The organism is Corynebacterium tuberculostearicum, assembly GCF_016894265.1.
GTDB lineage: Bacteria > Actinomycetota > Actinomycetes > Mycobacteriales > Mycobacteriaceae > Corynebacterium > Corynebacterium tuberculostearicum_D.
This window is the reverse complement of the sequence record NZ_CP069791.1, coordinates 1-23,774: the sequence shown is the minus strand read 5'-3', so window position 1 is coordinate 23,774 and position 23,774 is coordinate 1. Positions and strand designations below refer to the sequence as shown.

Genomic DNA, 23,774 nt, shown 5'->3' with positions numbered 1-23,774 from the left:
CCTCTAGGAAGCGGGGCGCTGTGCTGTCTGCAGGCGGCTTTCGCGACTTTCGTCCATATAAACCACCGATTTCGTCGACGGTTTTGGTGGTTTATATGGACGAAAATCGTGATACAGCGTGGAGGGCTAAAATTTTCAGCCTAGTAGGAAAGGTAGCGCTATTGAGCCGACTAGAACCAGAAGCGTGATGACGAGGAATGCCTTGGCCTGCCAGCGGGCGAAATTAAACGACATGCCTGTGCCGAAGCGCTTATCCACTAGTACCGCAGGATCCTCGGGGTTGTAGTACATCACGCCCCATTTATAGAGGTGGTCATTGTCCGGTGATTCATTGTCTTCATCGGGAAAGCGGATTCCACGCAGTTGCTCGGATAATTGAGATTGTTTGTAGAGAAGAAACGCAACCAGTCCGATGCTGCCACCGATGGTAATAACCAACATCGTGATAATGGCGGCTCCATTGAACCGTTGAAATTGCGGTACAGGGCCGGTTACTTGCATGAAGGCCATGCCCACACACATGAGCAGGGTGAAGACTCCCATACCGGTATTCGTGAAGGCGAGGTTGGCCTCGTTGCGCAGTCGAGCTTTAATGCTGCGTTCTGAACGTGGGAATACCTCACTATGTGCGATACAAGAGCAGATGACGGCGAAAAGCAAGAGCATTCCTAAGGCGATGAATGAGATAGAAAAAACGCTGCCGATACTCTTTTCGCTCCAATTATCCGCCTCCATGGAAGAATTCCAGTGCACTGGAACGGGGTCAGGAATATCGGACCAGTGGGAAGCGACGATGATGGCACCGGCCGCGATACACAACAGCGAGGCGAGCATTGTTATCCACGGAAAAGTCGGCGTGGGGATGCCTGCGAATTCGGGTGTGCCATTGGCGTTGGTGGAAACACGAGCAGCGATGGTGGTTTCAACCTCGTCGAACCAACCGCCGGCCTTTTTCGCGGCGATGATGCGGCGGCGTTGAGAGATGTAGGCCCACAAGCCGCCGAGCGTCACCAAGAGGGACGGTACGGCGGCGAGGAGTGGCAATTTCCAGGCAAAGAGGGACAGAATTGTTGCCGCGACGCCGCAACCCCAAGTACGTACCTTGTATCCAGCAAGAGCAGAGGTAACTGCACTATCGGAAAGGTAGTCCTTTGGCACGCGCACACCGAGCGGTGTGCCGGGCGAGGAAAGGGAGGGAGCTTTGGCCATAATCCAAGTAATTGCGAGAGTTGTGACGGCCATTAAGAGGGCGAAAATCATGACGATACTTCCAAGTGTTTAAGAGTGGAGCTGAGGTGGGTGTGGAGCTCATCTGGGCTAAAGCCTTGGGCACGGGCGAGCGCAACTACTCGGCCTAATTGCTCAGCTAGTTGTCTTTCTTGAGCCTCGGTGTGAGCGCCGGGTCTGACGATGGAGCCGGAGCGGCCGGCGGTTTCAATGAGGCCGTCAGAGACCAAGAGGTCGTACGCCTTTTTTACGGTGGCTGGGTTGATGCCTATGTCTTTGGCGACGCGGCGGACAGGGTCTAGCTTGTCGCCATCAGAGAGCTGGCCGCGAGCTATGGCCAGTACTAATTCATCGTGGATTTGTTGGAAGACGGGGACATCTGAATCGGGGTTGAGGTTAATGAACATCTGTCACCTCCAATCTTTATTCTGTATTACTTATAGTAACACAAACTGTGTTATGTGAAGTAATACAGAATAAAGCTCAAAAGAAATCCCCAGGTATGTGCAACTTATTGAAGTGGCGTACCTGGGGAAAGCGCAGGGCGACTAAAAGAAGAGGACCACAGCTACGGCCGCAATGCCGTAGCCGCCGCGCAGGAAGTAACCGAAGACTTCGGGGGAGAACGAAGCACCGAAGCCACCGGTGTCGATGATGTTCATGGTGGCCACTCGCGCTGGGCGGGAGCGCTTGAAGGAGGCGTAGGTAAGTCCTAAACAGCACGCGGCGAGTACGAGTACCGGCAGCTTCCACACGGCGGCGATGAAGGCGGTACCGAGAACGGCGGCACCGGCTGTCGCGGTCAAGGGAAGTCCCCAGTCGGGCCAGGTTCCGTCGATGATGCGGCCAAAGGATGCGGCGCGGCCGGTGGCGGCGCCGACGATGGTCCATGCGGCAGCGAATCCTATGAGCGCCAGGCTGCCGAGCTGTGGGACAAGGCCTAGGGTGAGGCCGATGACAGCTACCGCGCCGAGCGGGATGTACCAGCGGCGGTATAGGCGCCGGATAAAGAGATAGCTGGGCGACGTCGTGGCGCGCGAGCTGGGGCGCAGGCGCGCCGACTGGGAAGCAATGGCATCGGCAGAAACCTCAGAATCCAAAAGCCCAAAGGAAGACGAGCCGACGGCACGGGTGCGGCCCGCGCGAAGAAGCGAGGCGAGGTCGAAGGAACGCCAGCCGAGCGCTATGCGCAGCAAGGGGAGGGCCATCGCCGCATAGAGCGGAAGGCGCAGCGACGTGCACAGGGCTAGGCCGAGGAGGCTCACGCCGGCGAGCTGGGCAATGGACAGCTTATCGACGCCCCGCATACGCCCCCGCGGCCTATCCACATAGACCCACCGGCTGAGCGAAAGGCTGCGCAGCGGATAGAGCGCTTCAAGAAGAACGATGAGGGCGAGGGAGCCGACCCCAGCGCCGATGGTCGCGGTGGCGGGCAGGGCCGCGGCTGTGCGCTGCGCGAGCGAGGGCAAAACCTCGGCGGCATTCTGCCAAGCGTAAACACTGACGCTCGCGATGAGCGCCGCTATAAAGGCGTAATAGAGGGCTGAGGAGGCTGTGGACAGAAGCTTCATGAAATTTCCACCACCTCGTCGCAGGCATCGAAGATGGCCGGGGAGTGGGAGGCCAGCACTACACAACGGCCCTCGGCGGCGAGGTGGCGCAGCTCCTCGGCCAAGAAGGCGGTCCAGGTGTGGTCAAGGTGGCGCTCGGGTTCGTCGATAAGCAGAGCCTTGGCCGGCTGATAGAGCTGGGCGGCGAGGTAAACGCGCTGGCGCTGGCCAGAAGAAAGGTCGCTGACTGCGGAGTTTAGGATGGCGTCATCGAGGGCCCACAGCTCATGGACCTCGGCAAAGTCTACGCCGGAGCGGCGCGAAAGCAGGGTGAAGTGTTCGCCGACGGTGAGGTCGGGCAAGAAGACCGGGTCCGCGACTGCGATGACGGAGCCGGCGGCCTCTGCGCTGCCGGGCCCGGTGCCGTCGATGGTAACGGTGCCCTCGAGTGGGGCAATCTCGCCGCTCAACGTCTGCAGCAGCGTAGATTTACCCGCACCATTGGGGCCCTTCAAGCCGTATACGCGACCGGCGTCGAAGGTGCGATTCAGGCGCCCTAAAGCGGTGGAATGTCCATAAGTTGCATCTATTTTCAGCATCGTAGCTAGGTTAGCAGGAGGGCGGCCGGACCTAGGGCGAGCTAGAAGCGGCGGAAGAACTTACCGGGGTCGAGCTCTTCAAATCCGGGCAAGGGCTCAGCGGAAGAGATGCCGGGGGCAGTCTGCTCGGCCGCGAGGCCGATGGCGTTGGCAATAAGCAACTCGCGGGCGGCGGGGTCATCGCTGGAGACGATGAGCTCGGGAATGTCTTCGGGGTCGAAGGGGGTAAGCCAGGTGGCGTCGTCAAGCGGGTGCGCCGAGGGATCGCCCAAGAAAGCTGGGCCTTTGTCGGCGGCGGGATAGTAGCGCAGGAGCGCGGCGCCGCGGGGAGCAACAGTGGGGTCCTCGTTGGCGGCCATGGGCAGGGCGATAACCCCGCCGTCCACAATGGGGGACCAGTCCGCGATAGAAGAAGGGAAGAGGCCCGCAAGATAGTCGCGGTCCTCTTCCTTGGCCAAGCGCACGCCGAGAGAAGAATCAGTCATTCTTCCAAGGCTAGCGGGGTAGGCTACTTGATTTCCAGCAGTACGCTGCCCTTGGTGGTAGCAGCGCCTGCCTCCACGGCCAAGCCGGTAACGGTGCCGGCCTTATGTGCCTTGACGGGGTTTTCCATCTTCATGGCCTCGAGCACGAGGAGGACCTCGCCCTCGGTGACCTCTTGACCTTCTTCGACGTTGACCTTGATGACCGTGCCCTGCATTGGGGAGGTAACGGCATCGCCGGATACAGCGGCCTTGGCGCCAGAGCCCTTGCGCTTCTTCTTTTTGCGTGGGGTGCCGGTGGCGCCGAAGGAGGCGGGGAGGGCGACCTCGATGCGGCGGCCGTCGATTTCCACGGTGTGTACCTGGGACGGCTCTGCCTCTGCAGCCTCGGCATCGGTGGAGTCATCGTGGGCGGGCAGCTGGTTATCCCATTCCTCTTCGATCCACTTGGTGTAGACGTCGAAGTTGCCGTCTTCTGCGGTGAAAGCTGGATCAGCAACGATAGCCTGGTCAAACGGGATAACGGTGGGCAGGCCCTCCACCGTGTACTCGGACAGGGCGCGGGCGGAGCGACGCAGCGCGGTCTCGCGGTCTGGGCCCCAGACGATGAGCTTGGCCAGCATGGAATCGAATTGGCCGCCAATGACGGAGCCCTGGACGACGCCGGAATCAACGCGCACGCCCGGACCCGACGGCTCGGAGTACTTCACGATGGTGCCAGGGGCTGGCATGAAGTTCGCCGCGGCATCCTCGCCGTTGATGCGGAACTCGAAGGCGTGGCCGCGCGGGGTGGGGTCTTCCTTCAGAGAGAGCTCGTGGCCCTCAGCGATGCGGAACTGCTCGCGCACGAGATCGAGGCCGGTGGTTTCCTCGGAAACTGGGTGCTCCACCTGCAGGCGGGTATTGACCTCTAGGAAGGAAATGAGGCCATCGGCGCCCACCAGGTATTCCACGGTGCCTGCGCCGTAGTAGCCGGCCTCGCGGCAGATGCGCTTGGCGGACTCGTGGATGGAGGCGCGCTGCTCATCAGTGAGGAAAGGAGCCGGGGCTTCTTCGACCAGCTTTTGGAAGCGGCGCTGCAGGGAGCAATCGCGCGTGCCGACGACGACTACGTTGCCGTGCTTATCCGCCAGCACCTGGGCCTCGACGTGGCGGGCTCGGTCCAGGTAACGCTCTACGAAGCACTCGCCGCGACCGAAGGCGGAAGTCGCCTCACGGGTGGCGGATTCAAAGAGCTCGGGGATTTCCTCTGCGGAGTAGGCCACCTTCATGCCGCGGCCGCCGCCGCCAAAGGCAGCCTTGATGGCTACGGGCAGGCCGTATTCCATGGCGAAGGACTGCACCTCATCGGCGCCGGCTACCGGATCTTTGGTGCCTGGGGCCATGGGGGCTTCGGCGCGCTCGGCGATGTGCCGCGCGGTAACCTTATCTCCCAAGTCACGGATGGACTCGGGGGAGGGGCCAATCCAAGTCAGGCCGGCATCGATGACGGCCTGGGCAAAGTCGGCGTTTTCAGACAAGAAGCCATAGCCGGGGTGGATAGCATCGGCGCCGGACTTTTCTGCGGCGTCCAGAATCTTGTCAAAGACGAGGTATGACTCTGCAGAAGTGGTGCCGCCGAGGGCAAAGGCTTCGTCGGCAAGCGAGGCAAAAGGTGCCTGGGCGTCTGGCTCGGCGTAGACGGCGACGGAGGCAATGCCAGCGTCGCGGGCCGCGCGGATCACGCGAACGGCGATCTCACCGCGGTTCGCCACGAGAACCTTAGAGATCTTTTTGGTTTCTACTGCCACGGCAGCAACCTCCTGAACACATTAGGTTGAATACGCAATCTATTCTTGCACACAAAAGCATGAGTTAATTTTCACGCACGCGAGTGGGGATGTTTTTGAACAAAAATAAACCCACATCCTGCCGGATATGGGTTTATGTGGCGAAACCGAAAAGTTAACGCTCAATCGGCATTTTCACCATATTGCCCCACTCAGACCACGAACCATCGTAGACCTGCGTCTTTGTGAATCCCAAAAGATGCGTCAACACAAACCAGGTGTGTGCGGCCTGTGCGCCCACGTGGGAGTAGAGAATCGTTGCAGATTCAGGCTCCAACATTCCGTAATTAACCTTGAGCTCCTCGGCCGAGCGGAAGCAGGAGTTGGGATAGTTGGAACGGTCCCACTCGAGGTTGATGGCGCCCGGGATGTGGCCGTGGCGCATGGTGGTTCCGTAGGCGGAATCGCCATTGGGATCGTGCTCGGTGGCCTCGCCCGCAAACTCCTCTGGGGAGCGGGTATCCACGAGCGCTCCTTCGGACTCGCGCACTTGGTCTACGAAGGCACGCAGGACGGAATCATCGCGGCTTACCTCGGGGTATTCGGATACGGGGAAGTCCGGCACCATGAAGGAAGTATCGCGTTCCTCGGCCATCCAGGCATTGCGGCCACCATCGAGCAGGCGAACATCCTTGTGGCCAAAGAGGGTAAATACCCACAGGGCGTAGGCGGCCCACCAATTGGACTTATCGCCATAAAGGACGATCGTATCGTCGGCATTAATGCCCTTGTCTCGCATCAAGGCAGTGAACTCTTTGCCATCGATGAAATCGCGAGTAAGTGGGCTCAGTAGCTCCGTGCGGAAGTTGATGCGGGTGGCGGTGGGGATATGGCCAATGTCATAGAGGAGCGAGTCTTCATCGACCTCGATGACGCGCAGGCCCTTGATGCCTAGGCGTGCGGACAGCCACGGTGCAGACACGAGGCGCTCGGGGTGTGCGTATTCCTGAAATGGGGGATAGGGATCAACGTCAGCCACTGTCCGCCTGCCTTTCCTATAAGGGTTAGTAATTTGCTCCCACCACTTTAACCCGAATTTTCCCGTGGTGATCACTCGGGGATCATTCCTGTGGTGTGCGATACAGGGCTCGGCCGGGGAAATAGGGGCGCCGGCCGGCGGGGTTAGGCGGAGGGGGCAGTTGGCCGGGCGGGGGAGGAAAAGCTGGGATAAACTACGGATATGGTGCGACAACGTGCTATGAACACCACCTAAGAAGGGAATTGCTAGTGCACAATGCAATCGTTGTATTTGAGGTAGAGGGCGGCTCCGATAAAGGCGCAGATGGTCACCGTAAGGACACCATGCCGATCGTCGACGCGATCAAGGAACAAGGCTGGAATGCGGAGGTTATCTACTTCCACCCAGACAAGGCGGAGGAAATCTACGCCCAGGTTTCTGAAAACTTTGATGCGTATATCTCTCGTGTGAACCCAGGCAATATCCCCGGCGGCGAGAAGGGCTACTTCGAATTGCTCACCAAGCTGGCAGACGCCGGCCTGGTAGGCATGTCCACTCCGGCAGACATGATGGCCTACGGCGCCAAAGATGCACTGGTCAAGCTCAATGACACCCCGCTGGTGCCGGACGATACCGTCGCGTACTACGAGGTAGAAGAGCTGCATAATACTTTCCCCACCTCGCTGTCTTATGGTGAGCGGGTGCTCAAGCAAAACCGCGGTTCCACCGGTGAGGGCATCTGGCGCGTGCGCCTCGCGGACCAGGAGCTTGCCCAGGCCGTGGAACCGGGCACCGCGCTCCCGCTCGATACCGCCCTGAAGTGCACCGAAGCAGTAGATAACCAGACCCACGACTACAAGCTGGGCGCCTTCATGGACTTCTGTGACCAGTACATTGAGGGCGATAACGGCATGCTGGTGGACATGCGCTTTATGCCGCGCATTGTGGAGGGCGAAATCCGCATTCTCCTCGTGGGTGACGAGCCGGTATTCATCGTGCACAAGAAGCCAGCGGAAGGCGGCGACAACTTCTCTGCCACGCTCTTCTCCGGCGCAAAGTACACCTACGATAAGCCGGAATCTTGGCCGGAGTTGCTCGAGATGTTCGAGAAGGCTCGCCCCGTTATCGCAGAGAAGCTCGGCGATACCAAGGACGTTCCGCTGATTTGGACCGCGGACTTCATGCTTGACGATGCCCCCGATGGCACCGACACCTATGTCCTCGGCGAGATCAACTGCTCCTGTGTTGGCTTCACTTCCGAGCTAGACATGGGCATCCAAGAAAAGGTTGCCGCCGAGGCAATTCGTCGCGTTCAGGACGCGAACGCCTAGCGCACGCTGTATTCTGCCAAGTGGCCCCACGGGTGACCGTGGGGCATTTTCCTACCATCCCCCTAAAGCATTTTCTAAGGACCAGATTATGGCTGATAATGATTTCAACTCCGACGGGTTTCCGAAGGATTTTTCTCCGCGCGATTTTTCTGAAACCCCGCGTCACCGCGCCGAGGACGCTGCGAAAAGCGCCGAAGGCGCCGGTGCCTCCGAGGTGAATGAGACTAAGGAATTCGGCTCTACCGATGCCAAGGAGACGAAGTCTTTCGGCCACACCGATAAGCCTGGTGAGCCTGGAAATTCGAGTAACCTTTCCTCCCCGAAGCCGAGCGCGGAGGGCAACTCCTCTGACTTCTGGGCCTCCTCGAAGTCCTCCACCCCAAGCGGGGGCGCTGCCTCCCGTGCGCATAATCCATTTACGGATTCGGCATCGTCGGACGCTGCTGCGAACGGCGATCAATTCGGCTCCGCCCAGTCCGCTAACGATCGGCCGGTTTTCGGCGGCTATACCCAGCAGCAGGGCACGAGCCAGGGATTCGGACAGTTCCCGCAAGCAGGCGATGCCACTGCCGATTCCGGCCAGACTCTCGGTAATAAGAAGAGCCAGATGAGTGACACCCTCAAGGGCTTGGGAAAGAAAGACGGCCTATTGGGCGGGCTCTTTGAGTTCGAGTTCAAGCACTTCCTGACACTTACCCACGTGAAGGAAATCTACAAGGTTGCCATGATCCTTGGTGGCATCATGTGGATCCTTCACCTCCTCGGTGCCTTCTTGTTCGCCACCGGCATGGGCATTTATGGCATTAGGGAAGATTCCGCGTCCGCCATCTTCGGAAGCATCTTTGCGTTCATCTTCCTGGCGGTACTGAGCACTGTCATTTACTACGCAATCATGGTCGCCATCAGGCTATTCCTGGAAGCCATGGTGGCTAACGTGCGCATCGCCCAAAACACCGGCGATATCCTGGACAAGATGGACTAGCGCTGTAATGAGCTGCTTGCGCAATTAAGCGAGCAAAGGCGAGCGCCCCGGCGGGATTCCGCTGGGGCGCATTGTATTGCAGGCCCAGGCGATTAAATTCCGGCCGAAAAGCTAGTCGTAGGTGCCCAGCTGGTAGCTGGGAAGGTCAACCCACATCTTGTTGAATTCCGCGACTTCACCGGATACCGGTTCGAGGGAATCGCCCTGTGCCCGCAAGCGCACAGTGTGGTGGGCGGTAATGCCCTCTGCGGTGGTGCGGCTGCGCTCTCCCCACGTGAAATCGACCTCGTTGTCTGAGACCGGGGTGATGCTCTCTACCTTGTGGAAGATGGACATGTCCTTGGCCGGAGCGCCATTGACGTAAAAGGCTATGCCATCAGCAATCGAAGCGCCGGTGCCCGCCGGACCGTTCAAGTCACCCATTGAGCCGCGGAAGATGATCCAGCTGATCGTGGCGCACGGGTCATAGGAGTTGTCGATATCGGCGATCCAGTAATTGAAATCACTGCCATCATCGGCGGGCATGCGCCCGGGAGCCGTGCCAGAGGCGTAGACCTTGCGCGGATCGTTGGGCAGCTCCGTGCACTCGGCGTCCTCGCTCTTTTCCTGCTGCTGCGTGGTCGCTTCATCGCCCCCGTCGGTGGACTCGGACGGGGAGGGTGCTGCTGCGGAAGCCGCATCGTCTCCGCTGGAGGATTCATCCTCGGCAGGTGCTTGGCTGGAAAAGACCGGCTCTGGGGAGGAAGAAGAATCCTCCTGAGCACCGCAGGCGCTGAGCGCGAGCGGCACGGCAGCGGTGAGCAATACGGCGGCGGAGAAGCGGCGTAGGCAGCGCGGTGTCACGGCAGGCATGCGGGAACTCCAGGATTAGTCGAGGAGGGTGGCGACGGAGTCCGGGTCGGCGTCGGAAAGCATCTGGCGAATGCGGTCGTACTCGTCGTCTTCGCCGATGGCCTTGGCTGCGTGGCCGAGCGCGGCGATGGCGCGCAGGACACCCTGGTTCGGTTCATGGGAGAAGGGGATAGGGCCCCAACCCTTCCAACCATTGCCACGCAGGCGGTCGAGGCTGCGGTGGTAGCCCGTGCGCGCGTAAGCGTAGGCGGTGATGAAAGCGGCCGGCTCGGAGCCTTCCTGCTCCTTGAGCTCCTGCCTCCGCTAGGAGTGCCCACAGCAGCGGGGAATCGGGGTGGGCAACAATGCCGGCGGCGAGATCCGAGGTGGACTCTGCGCCGGGATCGGCCGGCAGCTCAATGGGTTTCGGGGCAAGCATGTCTTTCATTTCCATGCCACCCCACTGTAGCGACGCCGGCGCGCTGCTACCAGAAATCGGAGACGTTCAGATCAAAGGCATAGAGCGCGCGACGCACCACCGGCAGCGATAGCCCGATAACGGAGGAAGGATCGCCTTCGATGCGGTCAATGAACCAGCCGCCCATAGCTTCCAAGGTAAAGGCACCGGCGCAGTGGAGAGGCTCGCCGGAGTGGGCATAGGCTGCGATATCGGCCTTGCTGGCCTGGGCAAAGTGCACCGTGGTGGTGGACGTTTCCACATGGCGCTTATCGCCAAAGATAAGGCAGTGGCCGGTCAGCAGCTCGGCTGTGCGGCCGGCTTGCTGGTGCCAGCGCTCAATGGTGGCTTCCTCAGTAAGGGGCTTGCCTTGTAGCTCGCCGTCGAGCAGCAGCATGGAATCGCCGCCGATGACGGGCTCGGTGGGGTAGCGTTCGGCCACCTTTTCAGCCTTGGCGGTGGCGAGGGCCGCCACGATATCGGCCGGCGGGTGGCCCGCGAGCGAGGCTTCGAGGGAGCGCTCGTCAATATCGGCCGGCTCCAAACGGGCTCCACGCCCGCGCCGCGCAGGATAGACGCGCGCGAGGGTGATTGGGAGGCGAGGATAAGCCGCATTAGAAGTACCGTACGGTATGGAAGGCGGAGGGGTTGTAGACGCGCTGCGCGCCATAGCGCTCGAAGCGCTCGGCCGGGTTGCCCCATTCATTGCGTTCTCCGGTGGAGCCCGAGTGCTTGGCGCTCATCTGCGCCAATACGGCGCGCAGGGCCGCGAGCTCATCCTCGGTGGGATTGCCCTTGACTACCTTGATTTCCGGCGTAGACATTTCCCCTCCTAAACGGTTCCGTGCTTCTTCGGTACCTGGGCCACGGCCTTGCGCTCTAGCAGGCGCAGGCCTTCTACCAGGTAGTGGCGGGTTGCAGTTGGCTCGATAACATTATCGGCCAGCCCGCGCTCTGCTGCGGCATACGGGTGCAAGAAGAGCTCGTCCATCTCCTCTTCCTTGTCCTCCGAGCCATAAATGGCCAGGGAAGCTTGGGAGGCCTGGGTGACGGCAATTTCCGCGGTGGGCCATGCGTAGACCAGGTCCGCGCCGAGGTCCTTGGCGCCCATAAATGCGTAGGCCGGGCCAATGGCCTTGCGGGTGATCACAGTGAGCTTGCCGACGCTCGCTTCAGCCTGCGCATAGGCAAACTTCGACGCTCTGCGCAGCAGGCCGGCCTTTTCCTCTTCCGGGGTAGGCACAAAGCCTGGGGAGTCCACGAATTCCACGATGGGAGTATTGAAGGCATCACAGGTACGCACGAAGCGTGCGGCCTTTTCTGCCGCGGCGGAGTCCAAGGCGCCGGCCAGCGCCAGCGGCTGGTTGGCAACGATGCCGACGGCGCGGCCATCGATGTAGGCAAAACCGGTAAGGATGTTTTGTGCGGCCTCGGCGGAAAGCTCGAAGAAGGAGCCTTCATCGACGACAGCCTTGATGACCTCGCTCATGTCATAGGCCTGCGCGGCGGTATCCGGGATGACGCTATTGAGATCAAAGTCCGCGACGCTACCGGCATCCACGCGCGGCGCCGCGGCGCGGTTATTGGCGGGGAAGTAGGCCAAAACATCGCGCACGAGGGACAGAGCCTGCTTGTCGTCGCTGGCCACCAGGTGAGCAGTGCCAGACTCTGCGTGGGCTGCGGCGCCGCCAAAGGTCTCTGGCTCAGCGCCGGCCACGTGGCTGGCGGCCTGGTGGAGGGCGGTGCCCTGGGTGACTACGAGGACATCGGCAAACGTCGGCGCGAACGCCGCAATGCCGCTGGTATTGCCCGCGACAACGGAAATCTGCGGGATAAGGCCCGAAGCCTGGGAGACACGCGCCATGAGGCGGGCGTATCCGGCCATGGTGACGATGCCCTCTTGCACACGCGGGCCGGTGGATTCATAGATGCCGATGATGGGCACGCCGGTCTTGATGGCGAGGTCATATACCTTGGTGAGCTTTTCGGCATAAACCTCACCCATCGTGCCGTCGAAGATTTCGCCGTCCTGGCTAAAGACGCAGACGCGGCGGCCGTCGATAGTGCCGTAGCCGGTCACTACGCCATCAGTATAGGGGCGGTCATGCTCGCGACCGAAGTCGGTAGAGCGGTGGCGGGCTAGCGCGTCCGTTTCCACGAAGGAGCCCTCATCGAGCAGCTGCGTCACGCGGGTGCGGGCGGCCGGCTCGCCTTCTCCCAGCGGCGCGCGGGACTCGGCGAGCTTGGCGTCCAGGTCCTCGATCTTGCCGGCGGTGGTTTTCAGGTCAGTCATAGGCCCCCACACTACTAGCGCACCCCTCACAATGCGGAATGGAACGCTGCGGGGACGCGGTGCGGAAAATGATTGGGTGGCAAATGCCACTACAGTGTGGGCAGTGCATGGAACCTGGGAATTTCTTGGGTGGCATTAGGTTGAAGGGCCCTAATCTGGGGGTGGTGTCTCCTGTAAACATTTAACGGTGCCGGGCAGGTAAGCGCCCATTATTGCACCTCAAGGCAGGTAAAAGTAGTAGGAAGAATTTCATTCAACTATTGATGTGCGTCCTTTAAGCCCTTATGATTGCCTGAGTCTTCATGAATGTTTCCCCTGATTTTTAACGATCTATTAAGGACGGTCTTCTGGTGATTAAAAAGGGACTGCGTTTGCTCGCACCGCTCGCCGTAGCGGCTCTCTTCACGCCAGTGGCACACGCGGGAGATGTTCCCCCGATGCCGCAGGCATATCCCATTTCCAACCTCTACAAGAGCTGCAGTGCTTCCGGCGATAACGCAGAGCGTGAATGGCGCTTTGCAGAAACCGGCCGCCGCTACATGAGCGACGGCACCCTGCAGTTTAAAACACCACCAACCAAGAAGTGCCCTACACCGCCGAGGTAGAAACTGGTACCAATCACGAGATTGAAGCCAATTCCAAGGCCAAGCTGCCTTCCGGTTGGGACACCACCGCTAAGTCCGATATCGGTCTGAAGATGACCAACGGCTGGCGCGATAAAGAAACCTTCGGCCCTGTGAAGCTGAAGCCGGGTGAGTCCTTCCGCGTCGAATACGGCGTCATTGAAAAGGACTTCATCTCCATGTTCGTAGGCTGCAACGATGACCGCTTGGAAAACATCCCAGGCTCTAACGTCATCCGCGGTAAGGGCCCGGCCGAGCGCTACGCCTTCGCCTACATCATCAAGGCGGACGGCTCCGTATCCGATTTGGCCATGGAAATTCCATCCCGTTCCCCGGGTGCAAACTCCAAGCCGATCGAGGGCAACTACACCTCCGTATCTGGCCCGAGCCTAGAGAAGATTGCCGATCCGAAGAAGGATGAAATCATGCAGCCTTCTGCAGATCTGCAGCGCGATCCCTCCTGGCCTAAGGAAGGCGATAAGTGTGAAGCCGGCGATACCTCCTGGTACCCGCTGGACATCACCGCGGTAAAGCCGACCTACCGGAAGGCTGGTTACTCCACGGACTTCCTCAATTGGTCCAAGGGCGACTACGAGTTCGCACCGGTAACCGACTTCGTCGTTGGCGCCGAGCACGCCCCGTACACCAACTGGCGGGGCAACCGCGGCGATATTCCGAAGGGCTGGCTGGAGTCCGTCGGTGCCGTAAAGCGCGCCTACATGCCGGTCGGCACCGAGCTTAAGCACGTCGACCTCAAGCCAGGCGAGCGTGTGCGTGTGGAGTATGGCACCACCATGACCCGCATCAACTACCGCGAGATTCACTGCGGCAAGAGCGGAAACTACGACCTCACCTCTAACTACAAGCAGACCTCCGCCCCGAGCGGCTTCTGGGCAGAGGCCAAGATCACCGATAAGGCCGGCAACACCCGCACCGAGGACGTCACTCCGGACGAATTCCGCGACCTGCCGGTTCCTACCCAGACCATCTACTAAACACCACCCTCATCTACGCAAGGAGAAAATTCCATGTTCAAGTCCAAGATTGCTTCTACCACCGCGGCTCTTGCCGTTGCTTCCGGCCTCATCTTCGCTCCGGCCGCTAACGCCCTGCCGCAGCGCGACCTCGGCCCGGCCAACCCGACCACCATCGGTGAGCGTTGCTCCAACCCGGGCGACACCGGCCAGACCGTTGACATCAAGCGCACCTACTTCGATGGCTCCGCCGGTTCCTGGACCGTGTCCAACTACAACGATGAGCCGTTGCCGGTAACCCGTTCCATCACCGAGACCAAGACCAAGACCTGGAATGTGTCCGCAGGCATTGACTTCAAGCTGATGGACCTCATCAACTTCACCTTCTCCTCCAGCTACACCGATAGCCAGTCCTACGAGGTAGGCGAGCAGGTAGGTCCGTACAACATCGCTCCGGGCAAGACCGCCGTCCTGCGCGCCGGCTGGGTTGTCTCTGACTTTGAGGGCCAGAAGACCGTGTGCGGCTCCGACCACAAGTGGCAGGCCAACGGCGGCACCTTCACCGCCACCCTGCCGAAGGAGCGCCACATCGAGGTCTCCACCCGCGATAACAACGATTGGGGCTAAACGTGAGCAAGACGTCCATCGCTAGCGCCCTCGCGGCGCTGAGCCTGGTGGCCGCTCCTGTTGCCCACGCCGCTGATTTCGGTGGGGACTTTGAGCTGCCCCAGCGCTGGAACGACGACTACAAGCCAGGCACGCATTGCTCGACGCCAGGTGAAAACGGCACCTACGTCACCGCAAAGCGCCGCTGGTTCAAGCAGACCGACGCTACCAGCGTGGCAAACCGCAACGCCGAGGAAGTACCGGTCAAGCACACCGTTACCCAGGCTCGCACGCAGACCATCGAGGTCTCCGGGTCCGTTGAGGGCACCGGTGAGCTAGCCAAGGTGCTGACCAAGACCTATGGCTTCAACTACGTCAGCGAGCAGCACTGGAAGCTAAACCAGGTGGTTGGCCCGTACACCCTGCCTGCGAACTCGCAGGGCAAGCTGGTGTGGGGCTTTACCATGCTCGACACCGATGGTCAGGACGTGCGCTGTAACGCTGACCAGCAGTGGGAAGCGCAGGGCAAGCCGTACTCGGCCACCGTACCGGAAGCGCGCTACTCCGAGCTGCGCCTCGAAGACGCCCCTGAGTGGAACTAACTCCACTGCGTAAGTAGAGCGCCCCGTCGGTCCACAAGGACCGACGGGCGCTCTACTACGCAGTGGAGTAGTTCCACTCAGGGGCGTCTTCGAGGCGCAGCTCGGAGTAGCGCGCTTCCGGTCGGTACGGTGGCCGAGTACGGCTTGCCCTGCGCTTCCCACTGCTGGTCAGCGTTACAGCGCACGTCCTGACCATCGGTGTCGAGCATGGTAAAGCCCCACACCAGCTTGCCCTGCGAGTTCGCAGGCAGGGTGTACGGGCCAACACCTGGTTTAGCTTCCAGTGCTGCTCGCTGACGTAGTTGAAGCCATAGGTCTTGGTCAGCACCTTGGCTAGCTCACCGGTGCCCTCAACGGACCGGAGACCTCGATGGTCTGCGTGCGAGCCTGGGTAACGGTGTGCTTGACCGGTACTTCCTCGGCGTTGCGGTTGCACGTGGTAGCGTCGGTTGCTTGAACCAGCGGCGCTTTGCGGTGACGTAGGTGCCGTTTCACCTGGCGTCGAGCAATGCGTGCCTGGCTTGTAGTCGTCGTTCCAGCGCTGGGGCAGCTCAAAGTCCCACCGAAATCAGCGGCGTGGGCAACAGGAGCGGCCACCAGGCTCAGCGCCGCGAGGGCGCTAGCGATGGACGTCTTGCTCACGTTTAGCCCCAATCGTTGTTATCGCGGGTGGAGACCTCGAGTGGCGCTCCTTCGGCAGGGTGGCGGTTGAAGGTGCCGCCGTTGGCCTGCCACTTGTGGTCGGAGCCGCACACGGTCTTCGGGCCCTCAAAGTCAGAGACAACCCAGCCGGCGCGCAGGACGGCGGTCTTGCCCGGAGCGAGTTGTACGGACCTACCTGCTCGCTACCTCGTAGGACTGGCTATCGGTGTAGCTGGAGGAGAAGGTGAAGTTGATGAGGTCCATCAGCTTGAAGTCAATGCCTGCGGACACATTCCAGGTCTTGGTCTTGGTCTCGGTGATGGAACGGGTTACCGGCAACGGCTCATCGTTGTAGTGGACACGGTCCAGGAACCGGCGGAGCCATCGAAGTAGGTGCGCTTGATGTCAACGGTCTGGCCGGTGTCGCCCGGGTTGGAGCAACGCTCACCGATGGTGGTCGGGTTGGCCGGGCCGAGGTCGCGCTGCGGCAGGGCGTTAGCGGCCGGAGCGAAGATGAGGCCGGAAGCACGGCAAGAGCCGCGGTGGTAGAAGCAATCTTGGACTTGAACATGGAATTTTCTCCTTGCGTAGATGAGGGTGGTGTTTAGTAGATGGTCTGGGTAGGAACCGGCAGTCGCGGAATTCGTCCGGAGTGACGTCCTCGGTGCGGGTGTTGCCGGCCTTATCGGTGATCTTGGCCTCTGCCCAGAAGCCGCTCGGGGCGGAGGTCTGCTTGTAGTTAGAGGTGAGGTCGTAGTTTCCGCTCTTGCCGCAGTGAATCTCGCGGTAGTTGCGGGTCATGGTGGTGCCATACTCCACACGCACACGCTCGCCTGGCTTGAGGTCGACGTGCTTAAGCTCGGTGCGACCGGCATGTAGGCGCGCTTTACGGCACCGACGGACTCCAGCCAGCCCTTCGGAATATCGCCGCGGTTGCCCCGCCAGTTGGGTGTACGGGGCGTGCTCGGCGCCAACGACGAAGTCGGTTTACCGGTGCGAACTCGTAGTCGCCCTTGGACAATTGAGGAAGTCCGTGGAGTAACCAGCTTCCGGTTAGGTCGGCTTACCGCGGTGATGTCCAGCGGGTACCAGGAGGTATCGCCGGCTTCACACTTATCGCCTTCCTTAGGCCAGGAGGGATCGCGCTGCAGATCTGCAGAAGGCTGCATGATTTCATCCTTCTTCGGATCGGCAATCTTCTCTAGGCTCGGGCCAGATACGGAGGTGTAGTTGCCCTCGATCGGCTTGGAGTTTGCACCGGGGAACGGGATGGAATTTCCATGGCCAAATCGGATACGGAGCCGTCCGCCTTGATGATGTAGGCGAAGGCGTAGCGCTCGGCCGGGCCCTTACCGCGGATGACGTTAGAGCCTGGGATGTTTTCCAAGCGGTCATCGTTGCAGCCTACGAACATGGAGATGAAGTCCTTTTCAATGACGCCGTATTCGACGCGGAAGACTCACCGGCTTCAGCTTCACAGGGCCGAAGGTTTCTTTATCGCGCCAGCCGTTGGTCATCTTCAGACGATATCGGACTTAGCGGGGTGTCCCAACCGGAAGGCAGCTTGGCTTGGAATTGGCTTCAATCTCGTGATTGGTACCAGTTTCTACCTCGGCGGTGTAGGGCACTTCTTGGTTGTTGGTGTTTTTAAACTGCAGGGTGCCGTCGCTCATGTAGCGGCGGCCGGTTTCTGCAAAGCGCCATTCACGCTCTGCGTTATCGCCGGAAGCACTGCAGCTCTTGTAGAGGTTGGAAATGGGATATGCCTGCGGCATCGGGGGGAACATCTCCCGCGTGTGCCACTGGCGTGAAGAGAGCCGCTACGGCGAGCGGTGCGAGCAAACGCAGTCCCTTTTTAATCACCAGAGACCGTCCTTAATAGATCGTAAAAATCAGGGGAAACATTCATGAAGACTCAGGCAATCATAAGGGCTTAAAGGACGCACATCAATAGTTGAATGAAATTCTTCCTACTACTTTACCTGCCTTGAGGTGCAATAATGGGCGCTTACCTGCCCGGCACCGTTAAATGTTTACAGGAGACACCACCCCAGATTAGGGCCCTTCAACCTAATGCCACCCAGAAATTCCCAGGTTCCATGCACTGCCCACACTGTAGTGGCATTGCCACCCAATCATTTTCCGCACCGCGTCCCCGCAGCGTTCCATTCCGCATGTGAGGGGTGCGCTAGTAGTGGGGGGCCTATGACTGACCTGAAAACCACCGCCGGCAAGATCGAGGACCTGGACGCCAAGCTCGCCGAGTCCCGCGCGCCGCTGGGAGAAGGCGAGCCGGCCGCCCGCACCCGCGTGACGCAGCTGCTCGATGAGGGCTCCTTCGTGGAAACGGACGCGCTAGCCGCCACCGCTCTACCGACTTCGGTCGCGAGCATGACCGCCCCTATACTGATGGCGTAGTGACCGGCTACGGCACTATCGACGGCCGCCGCGTCTGCGTCTTTAGCCAGGGACGGCGAAATCTTCGACGGCACGATGGGTGAGGTTTATGCCGAAAAAGCTCACAAGGTATATGACTCGCCATCAAGACCGGCGTGCCATCATCGGCATCTATGAATCCACCGGCCCGCGTGTGCAAGAGGGCATCGTCACCATGGCCGGATACGCCCGCCTCATGGCGCGTGTCTCCCAGGCTTCGGGCCTTATCCGCAGATTTCCGTTGTCGCGGGCAATACCAGCGGCATTGCGGCGTTCGCGCCGACGTTTGCCGATGTCCTCGTAGTCACCCAGGGCACCGCCCTCCACCAGGCCGCCAGCCACGTGGCCGGCGCTGAGCCAGAGACCTTTGGCGGCGCCGCAGCCCACGCAGAGTCTGGCATGCTCACCTGGTGGCCAGCGACGACAAGCAGGCTCTGTCCCTCGTGCGCGATGTTTTGGCCTACTTCCCGCCAATAACCGCGCCGCGGCGCCGCGCGGGATGCCGGTAGCGTCGCGGACTTTGATCTCAAATAGCGTCATCCCGGATACCGCCGCGCAGGCCTATGACATGAGCGAGGTCATCAAGGCTGTCGTCGATGAAGGCTCCTTCTTCGAGCTTTCCGCCGAGGCCGCACAAAACATCCTTACCGGTTTTGCCTACATCGATGGCCGCGCCGTCGGCATCGTTGCCAACCAGCCGCTGGCGCTGGCCGGCGCCTTGGACTCCGCCGCGGCAGAAAAGGCCGCACGCTTCGTGCGTACTGTGATGCCTTCAATACTCCCATCGTGGAATTCGTGGACTCCCCAGGCTTTGTGCCTACCCGGAAGAGGAAAAGGCCGGCCTGCTGCGCAGAGCGTCGAAGTTTGCCTATGCGCAGGCTGAAGCGAGCGTCGGCAAGCTCACTGTGATCACCCGCAAGGCCATTGGCCGGCCTACGCATTTATGGGCGCCAAGGACCTCGGCGCGGACCTGGTCTACGCATGGCCCACCGCGGAAATTGCCGTCACCCAGGCCTCCCAAGCTTCCCTGGCCATTTATGGCTCGGAGGACAAGGAAGAGGAGATGGACGAGCTCTTCTTGCACCGTATGCCGCAGCAGAGCGCGGCTGGCCGATAATGTTATCGAGCCAACTGCAACCCGCCACTACCTGGTAGAAGGCCTGCGCCTGCTAGAGCGCAAGGCCGTGGCCAGGTACCGAAGAAGCACGGAACCGTTTAGGAGGGGAAATGTCTACGCCGGAAATCAAGGTAGTCAAGGGCAATCCCACCGAGGATGAGCTCGCGGCCCTGCGCGCCGTATTGGCGCAGATGAGCGCCAAGCACTCGGGCTCCACCGGAGAACGCAATGAATGGGGCAACCCGGCCGAGCGCTTCGAGCGCTATGGCGCGCAGCGCGTCTACAACCCTCCGCCTTCCATACCGTACGGTACTTCTAATGCGGCTTATCCTCGCCTCCCAATCACCCTCGCGCGCGTCTATCCTGCGCGGCGCGGGCGTGGAGCCCGTTTTGGAGCCGGCCGATATTGACGAGCGCTCCCTCGAAGCCTCGCTCGCGGGCCACCCGCGGCCGATATCGTGGCGGCCCTCGCCACCGCCAAGGCTGAAAAGGTGGCCGAACGCTACCCCACCGAGCCCGTCATCGGCGGCGATTCCATGCTGCTGCTCGACGGCGAGCTACAAGGCAAGCCCCTTACTGAGGAAGCCACCATTGAGCGCTGGCACCAGCAAGCCGGCCGCACAGCCGAGCTGCTGACCGGCACTGCCTTATCTTTGGCGATAAGCGCCATGTGGAAACGTCCACACACACGGTGCACTTTGCCCAGGCCAGCAAGGCCGATATCGCAGCCTATGCCACTCGGCGAGCCTCTCCACTGCGCCGGTGCCTTACCTTGGAAGCTATGGGCGGCTGGTTCATTGACCGCATCGAAGGCGATCCTTCCTCCGTTATCGGGCTATCGCTGCCGGTGGTGCGTCGCGCGCTCTATGCCTTTGATCTGAACGTCCGATTTCTGGTAGCAGCGCGCCGGCGTCGCTACAGTGGGGTGGCATGGAAATGAAAGACATGCTTGCCCCGAAACCCATTGAGCTGCCGGCCGATCCCGGCGCAGAGTCCACCTCGGATCTCGCCGCCGGCATTGTTGCCCACCCCGATTCCCCGCTGCTGTGGGCACTCCTAGCGGAGCAGGAGCTCAGGAGCAGGAAGGCTCCGAGCCGGCCGCTTTCATCACCGCCTACGCTTACGCGCGCACGGGCTACCACCGCAGCCTCGACCGCCTGCGTGGCAATGGTTGGAAGGGTTGGGGCCCTATCCCCTTCTCCCATGAACCGAACCAGGGTGTCCTGCGCGCCATCGCCGCGCTCGGCCACGCAGCCAAGGCCATCGGCGAAGACGACGAGTACGACCGCATTCGCCAGATGCTTTCCGACGCCGACCCGGACTCCGTCGCCACCCTCCTCGACTAATCCTGGAGTTCCCGCATGCCTGCCGTGACACCGCGCTGCCTACGCCGCTTCTCCGCCGCCGTATTGCTCACCGCTGCCGTGCCGCTCGCGCTCAGCGCCTGCGGTGCTCAGGAGGATTCTTCTTCCTCCCCAGAGCCGGTCTTTTCCAGCCAAGCACCTGCCGAGGATGAATCCTCCAGCGGAGACGATGCGGCTTCCGCAGCAGCACCCTCCCCGTCCGAGTCCACCGACGGGGGCGATGAAGCGACCACGCAGCAGCAGGAAAAGAGCGAGGACGCCGAGTGCACGGAGCTGCCCAACGATCCGCGCAAGGTCTACGCCTCTGGCACGGCTCCCGGGCGCATGCCCGCCGATGATGGCAGTGATTTCAATTACTGGATCGCCGATATCGACAACTCCTATGACCCGTGCGCCACGATCAGCTGGATCATCTTCCGCGGCTCAATGGGTGACTTGAACGGTCCGGCGGGCACCGGCGCTTCGATTGCTGATGGCATAGCCTTTTACGTCAATGGCGCTCCGGCAAGGACATGTCCATCTTCCACAAGGTAGAGAGCATCACCCCGGTCTCAGACAACGAGGTCGATTTCACGTGGGGAGAGCGCAGCCGCACCACCGCAGAGGGCATTACCGCCCAACACGTGCGCTTGCGGGCACAGGGCGATTCCCTCGAACCGGTATCCGGTGAAGTCGCGGAATTCAACAAGATGTGGGTTGACCTTCCCAGCTACCAGCTGGGCACCTACGACTAGCTTTCGGCCGGAATTTAATCGCCGGGCCTGCAATACAATGCGCCCCAGCGGAATCCCGCCGGGGCGCTCGCCTTTGCTCGCTTAATTGGCAAGCAGTCATTACAGCGCTAGTCCATCTTGTCCAGGATATCGCCGGTGTTTTGGGCGATGCGCACGTTAGCCACCATGGCTTCCAGGAATAGCCTGATGGCGACCATGATTGCGTAGTAAATGACAGTGCTCAGTACCGCCAGGAAGATGAACGCAAAGATGCTTCCGAAGATGGCGGACGCGGAATCTTCCCTAATGCCATAAATGCCCATGCCGGTGGCGAACAAGAAGGCACCGAGGAGGTGAAGGATCCACATGATGCCACAAGGATCATGGCAACCTTGTAGATTTCTTCACGTGGGTAAGTGTCAGGAAGTGCTTGAACTCGAACTCAAAGAGCCCGCCCAATAGGCCGTCTTTCTTTCCCAAGCCCTTGAGGGTGTCACTCATCTGGCTCTTCTTATTACGAGAGTCTGGCCGGAATCGGCAGTGGCATCGCCTGCTTGCGGGAACTGTCCGAATCCCTGGCTCGTGCCCTGCTGCTGGGTATAGCCGCCGAAAACCGGCCGATCGTTAGCGGACTGGGCGGAGCCGAATTGATCGCCGTTCGCAGCAGCGTCCGACGATGCCGAATCCGTAAATGGATTATGCGCACGGGAGGCAGCGCCCCCGCTTGGGGTGGAGGACTTCGAGGGAGGCCCAGAAGTCAGAGGAGTTGCCCTCCGCGCTCGGCTTCGGGGAGGAAGGTTACTCGAATTTCCAGGCTCACCAGGCTTATCGGTGTGGCCGAAAGACTTCGTCTCCTTGGCATCGGTAGAGCCGAATTCCTTAGTCTCATTCACCTCGGAGCACCGGCGCCTTCGGCGCTTTTCGCAGCGTCCTCGGCGCGGTGACGCGGGGTTTCAGAAAAATCGCGCGGAGAAAAATCCTTCGGAAACCCGTCGGAGTTGAAATCATTATCAGCCATAATTGGTCCTTAGAAAATGCTTAGGGGGATGGTAGGAAAATGCCCCACGGTCACCCGTGGGGCCACTTGGCAGAATACAGCGTGCGCTAGGCGTTCGCGTCCTGAACGCGACGAATTGCCTCGGCGGCAACCTTTTCTTGGATGCCCATGTCTAGCTCGGGAAGTGAAGCCAACACAGGAGCAGTGATCTCGCCGAGGACATAGGTGTCGGTGCCAGGGGGCATCGTCAAGCATGAAGTCCGCGGTCCAAATCAGCGGAACGTTTGGTATCGCCGAGCTTCTCTGCGATAACGGGGCGAGCCTTCTCGAAATCTCGAGCAACTCCGGCCAAGATTCCGGCTTATCGTAGGTGTACTTTGCGCCGGAGAAGAGCGTGGCAGAGAAGTTGTCGCCGCCTTCCGCTGGCTTCTTGTGCACGATGAATACCGGCTCGTCACCCACGAGGAGAATGCGGATTTCGCCCTCCACAAGGCGCGGCATAAAGCGCATGTCCACCAGCATGCCGTTATCGCCCTCAATGTACTGGTCACAGAAGTCCATGAAGGCGCCCAGCTTGTAGTCGTGGGTCTGGTTATCTACTGCTTCGGTGCACTTCAGGGCGTATCGAGCGGGAGCGCCGGTGCCCGGTTCCACGGCCTGGGCAAGCTCCTGGTCGCGAGGCGCACGCGCCAGATGCCCTCACCGGTGGAACCGCGGTTTTGCTTGAGCACCGCTCACCATAAGACAGCGAGGTGGGAAAGTATTATGCAGCTCTTCTACCTCGTAGTACGCGACGGTATCGTCCGGCACCAGGGGTGTCATTGAGCTTGACCAGTGCATCTTTGGCGCCGTAGGCCATCATGTCTCCGGAGTGGACATGCCTACCAGGCGGCGTCTGCCAGCTTGGTGAGCAATTCGAAGTAGCCCTTCTCGCCGCGGGGGATATTGCCTGGGTTCACACGAGAGATATACGCATCAAAGTTTTCAGAAACTGGGCGTAATTTCCTCCGCCTTGTCTGGGTTGGAAGTAGATAACCTCCGCATTCCAGCCTTGTTCCTTGATCGCGTCGACGATCGGCATGGTGTCCTTACGGTGACCATCTGCGCCTTTATCGGAGCCGCCCTCTACCTCAAATACAACGATTGCATTGTGCACTAGCA

At 60.6% G+C, this 23,774-nt stretch carries 22 protein-coding genes and 10 pseudogenes; 12 read left to right on the top strand and 20 right to left on the bottom strand.

Annotated elements, in window-relative coordinates:
• Positions 1–135: 135 nt before the first annotated feature.
• The 7 genes from I6J28_RS00140 to I6J28_RS00110 form a co-directional block, all read right to left on the bottom strand.
• The gene (locus I6J28_RS00140) at positions 136–1,242 is read right to left on the bottom strand and encodes a DUF1648 domain-containing protein (RefSeq protein WP_239454630.1); all 1,107 of its coding nucleotides are present in this window, start codon (positions 1,240–1,242) and stop codon (positions 136–138) included.
• A gap of 14 nt (positions 1,243–1,256) precedes the next feature.
• A complete protein-coding gene (locus I6J28_RS00135; protein WP_204610055.1) occupies positions 1,257–1,634 on the bottom strand; it encodes a GntR family transcriptional regulator in 378 nt (125 codons plus the stop codon).
• Positions 1,635–1,775: 141 nt separating this feature from the next.
• Positions 1,776–2,798, bottom strand: a complete 1,023-nt coding sequence (locus I6J28_RS00130) for an ABC transporter permease (RefSeq protein ID WP_204610054.1) — start codon at positions 2,796–2,798, stop codon at positions 1,776–1,778.
• Positions 2,795–3,376: an ABC transporter ATP-binding protein gene (locus tag I6J28_RS00125; protein ID WP_204610053.1), complete on the bottom strand. Its 582-nt coding sequence runs from the start codon at positions 3,374–3,376 to the stop codon at positions 2,795–2,797. The genes I6J28_RS00130 and I6J28_RS00125 overlap by 4 nt, the downstream gene beginning before the upstream one ends.
• 41 nt (positions 3,377–3,417) lie before the next feature.
• A complete protein-coding gene (locus I6J28_RS00120) occupies positions 3,418–3,861 on the bottom strand; it encodes a hypothetical protein (protein WP_204610052.1) in 444 nt (147 codons plus the stop codon).
• Positions 3,862–3,884: 23 nt separating this feature from the next.
• Positions 3,885–5,648 (bottom strand): acetyl/propionyl/methylcrotonyl-CoA carboxylase subunit alpha, encoded by a 1,764-nt coding sequence (locus I6J28_RS00115; protein WP_204610051.1) that lies wholly within the window; start codon positions 5,646–5,648, stop codon positions 3,885–3,887.
• A gap of 154 nt (positions 5,649–5,802) precedes the next feature.
• Positions 5,803–6,666: a sulfurtransferase gene (locus I6J28_RS00110; protein ID WP_005322559.1), complete on the bottom strand. Its 864-nt coding sequence runs from the start codon at positions 6,664–6,666 to the stop codon at positions 5,803–5,805.
• Between the two features lie 248 nt (positions 6,667–6,914).
• On the opposite strand from I6J28_RS00110, the gene I6J28_RS00105 reads away from it, so the two are divergent.
• Both I6J28_RS00105 and I6J28_RS00100 read left to right on the top strand, forming a co-directional pair.
• Entirely contained in the window at positions 6,915–7,976 is a 1,062-nt protein-coding gene (locus tag I6J28_RS00105) for a Cj0069 family protein (protein ID WP_204610050.1), read from the top strand.
• Positions 7,977–8,064: 88 nt separating this feature from the next.
• Positions 8,065–8,958, top strand: a complete 894-nt coding sequence (locus I6J28_RS00100) for a DUF4282 domain-containing protein (RefSeq protein WP_204610049.1) — start codon at positions 8,065–8,067, stop codon at positions 8,956–8,958.
• Between the two features lie 111 nt (positions 8,959–9,069).
• Here I6J28_RS00100 and I6J28_RS00095 read toward each other — a convergent pair whose 3' ends face one another.
• From I6J28_RS00095 to I6J28_RS00075, 5 genes and pseudogenes are all read right to left on the bottom strand, one after another.
• Entirely contained in the window at positions 9,070–9,810 is a 741-nt protein-coding gene (locus I6J28_RS00095) for a hypothetical protein (RefSeq protein ID WP_204610047.1), read from the bottom strand.
• 15 nt (positions 9,811–9,825) lie between these two features.
• Positions 9,826–10,243, bottom strand: a pseudogene (locus tag I6J28_RS00090) (DUF3151 domain-containing protein).
• 31 nt (positions 10,244–10,274) lie between these two features.
• Positions 10,275–10,861, bottom strand: a pseudogene (locus I6J28_RS00085) (Maf family protein).
• Positions 10,861–11,070 carry an acyl-CoA carboxylase subunit epsilon gene (locus tag I6J28_RS00080; RefSeq protein WP_204610041.1) on the bottom strand — a complete coding sequence of 70 codons (210 nt, stop codon included), beginning with the start codon at positions 11,068–11,070 and terminating at the stop codon, positions 10,861–10,863. The pseudogene I6J28_RS00085 and the gene I6J28_RS00080 overlap by 1 nt, the downstream one beginning before the upstream one ends.
• A gap of 8 nt (positions 11,071–11,078) precedes the next feature.
• Positions 11,079–12,539, bottom strand: coding sequence for an acyl-CoA carboxylase subunit beta (locus I6J28_RS00075; protein ID WP_204610038.1), 1,461 nt, complete (start codon positions 12,537–12,539; stop codon positions 11,079–11,081).
• A 350-nt stretch (positions 12,540–12,889) separates the two neighbouring features.
• Here I6J28_RS00075 and I6J28_RS00070 point away from each other — a divergent pair.
• The 3 genes and pseudogenes from I6J28_RS00070 to I6J28_RS00060 all read left to right on the top strand — a co-directional run bounded on the left by I6J28_RS00070 (position 12,890) and on the right by I6J28_RS00060 (position 15,344).
• A pseudogene (locus tag I6J28_RS00070) lies at positions 12,890–14,157 on the top strand (hypothetical protein).
• 33 nt (positions 14,158–14,190) lie between these two features.
• Positions 14,191–14,763, top strand: a complete 573-nt coding sequence (locus I6J28_RS00065; protein WP_198492602.1) for a hypothetical protein — start codon at positions 14,191–14,193, stop codon at positions 14,761–14,763.
• A 2-nt stretch (positions 14,764–14,765) separates the two neighbouring features.
• Positions 14,766–15,344, top strand: a complete 579-nt coding sequence (locus I6J28_RS00060; RefSeq protein ID WP_204610035.1) for a hypothetical protein — start codon at positions 14,766–14,768, stop codon at positions 15,342–15,344.
• A gap of 55 nt (positions 15,345–15,399) precedes the next feature.
• Here I6J28_RS00060 and I6J28_RS00055 read toward each other — a convergent pair.
• The 3 pseudogenes from I6J28_RS00055 to I6J28_RS11965 all read right to left on the bottom strand — a co-directional run bounded on the left by I6J28_RS00055 (position 15,400) and on the right by I6J28_RS11965 (position 17,849).
• A pseudogene (locus I6J28_RS00055) lies at positions 15,400–15,986 on the bottom strand (hypothetical protein).
• Positions 15,987–15,988: 2 nt separating this feature from the next.
• Positions 15,989–16,557 (bottom strand): annotated as a pseudogene (locus I6J28_RS00050) (hypothetical protein).
• A 33-nt stretch (positions 16,558–16,590) separates the two neighbouring features.
• Positions 16,591–17,849 (bottom strand): annotated as a pseudogene (locus I6J28_RS11965) (hypothetical protein).
• A 342-nt stretch (positions 17,850–18,191) separates the two neighbouring features.
• On the opposite strand from I6J28_RS11965, the pseudogene I6J28_RS11960 reads away from it, so the two are divergent.
• The 7 genes and pseudogenes from I6J28_RS11960 to I6J28_RS11645 all read left to right on the top strand — a co-directional run bounded on the left by I6J28_RS11960 (position 18,192) and on the right by I6J28_RS11645 (position 21,637).
• Positions 18,192–19,641: pseudogene (locus I6J28_RS11960) on the top strand (acyl-CoA carboxylase subunit beta).
• 8 nt (positions 19,642–19,649) lie between these two features.
• Positions 19,650–19,949, top strand: a complete 300-nt coding sequence (locus I6J28_RS00035; RefSeq protein ID WP_239454622.1) for an acyl-CoA carboxylase subunit epsilon — start codon at positions 19,650–19,652, stop codon at positions 19,947–19,949.
• A gap of 48 nt (positions 19,950–19,997) precedes the next feature.
• A pseudogene (locus I6J28_RS11955) lies at positions 19,998–20,258 on the top strand (Maf family protein); the annotation flags it as partial.
• Positions 20,259–20,320: 62 nt separating this feature from the next.
• Positions 20,321–20,479, top strand: a complete 159-nt coding sequence (locus I6J28_RS11950; protein WP_430516382.1) for a hypothetical protein — start codon at positions 20,321–20,323, stop codon at positions 20,477–20,479.
• Positions 20,470–20,885: pseudogene (locus I6J28_RS00025) on the top strand (DUF3151 domain-containing protein). Before I6J28_RS11950 ends, I6J28_RS00025 begins: the two are co-directional and overlap by 10 nt.
• Before the next feature lie 15 nt (positions 20,886–20,900).
• Positions 20,901–21,437, top strand: a complete 537-nt coding sequence (locus tag I6J28_RS00020; RefSeq protein ID WP_239454621.1) for a hypothetical protein — start codon at positions 20,901–20,903, stop codon at positions 21,435–21,437.
• On the top strand, positions 21,416–21,637 hold the full coding sequence (locus tag I6J28_RS11645; protein ID WP_239454620.1) for a hypothetical protein: 222 nt from the start codon (positions 21,416–21,418) through the stop codon (positions 21,635–21,637). Before I6J28_RS00020 ends, I6J28_RS11645 begins: the two co-directional genes overlap by 22 nt.
• Before the next feature lie 107 nt (positions 21,638–21,744).
• Here the strand turns inward: I6J28_RS11645 and I6J28_RS11640 are convergent, their stop codons facing one another.
• The 5 genes and pseudogenes from I6J28_RS11640 to I6J28_RS11940 form a co-directional block, all read right to left on the bottom strand.
• Entirely contained in the window at positions 21,745–21,984 is a 240-nt protein-coding gene (locus I6J28_RS11640) for a DUF4282 domain-containing protein (protein ID WP_239454619.1), read from the bottom strand.
• A 129-nt stretch (positions 21,985–22,113) separates the two neighbouring features.
• A complete protein-coding gene (locus I6J28_RS11635; protein WP_239454618.1) occupies positions 22,114–22,509 on the bottom strand; it encodes a hypothetical protein in 396 nt (131 codons plus the stop codon).
• Positions 22,506–22,634 carry a hypothetical protein gene (locus tag I6J28_RS11870; RefSeq protein ID WP_275431216.1) on the bottom strand — a complete coding sequence of 43 codons (129 nt, stop codon included), beginning with the start codon at positions 22,632–22,634 and terminating at the stop codon, positions 22,506–22,508. Before I6J28_RS11870 ends, I6J28_RS11635 begins: the two co-directional genes overlap by 4 nt.
• A 9-nt stretch (positions 22,635–22,643) precedes the next feature.
• Positions 22,644–23,267 (bottom strand): Cj0069 family protein, encoded by a 624-nt coding sequence (locus tag I6J28_RS11945; RefSeq protein WP_204610068.1) that lies wholly within the window; start codon positions 23,265–23,267, stop codon positions 22,644–22,646.
• Positions 23,268–23,568: 301 nt separating this feature from the next.
• A pseudogene (locus I6J28_RS11940) lies at positions 23,569–23,774 on the bottom strand (hypothetical protein); the annotation flags it as partial.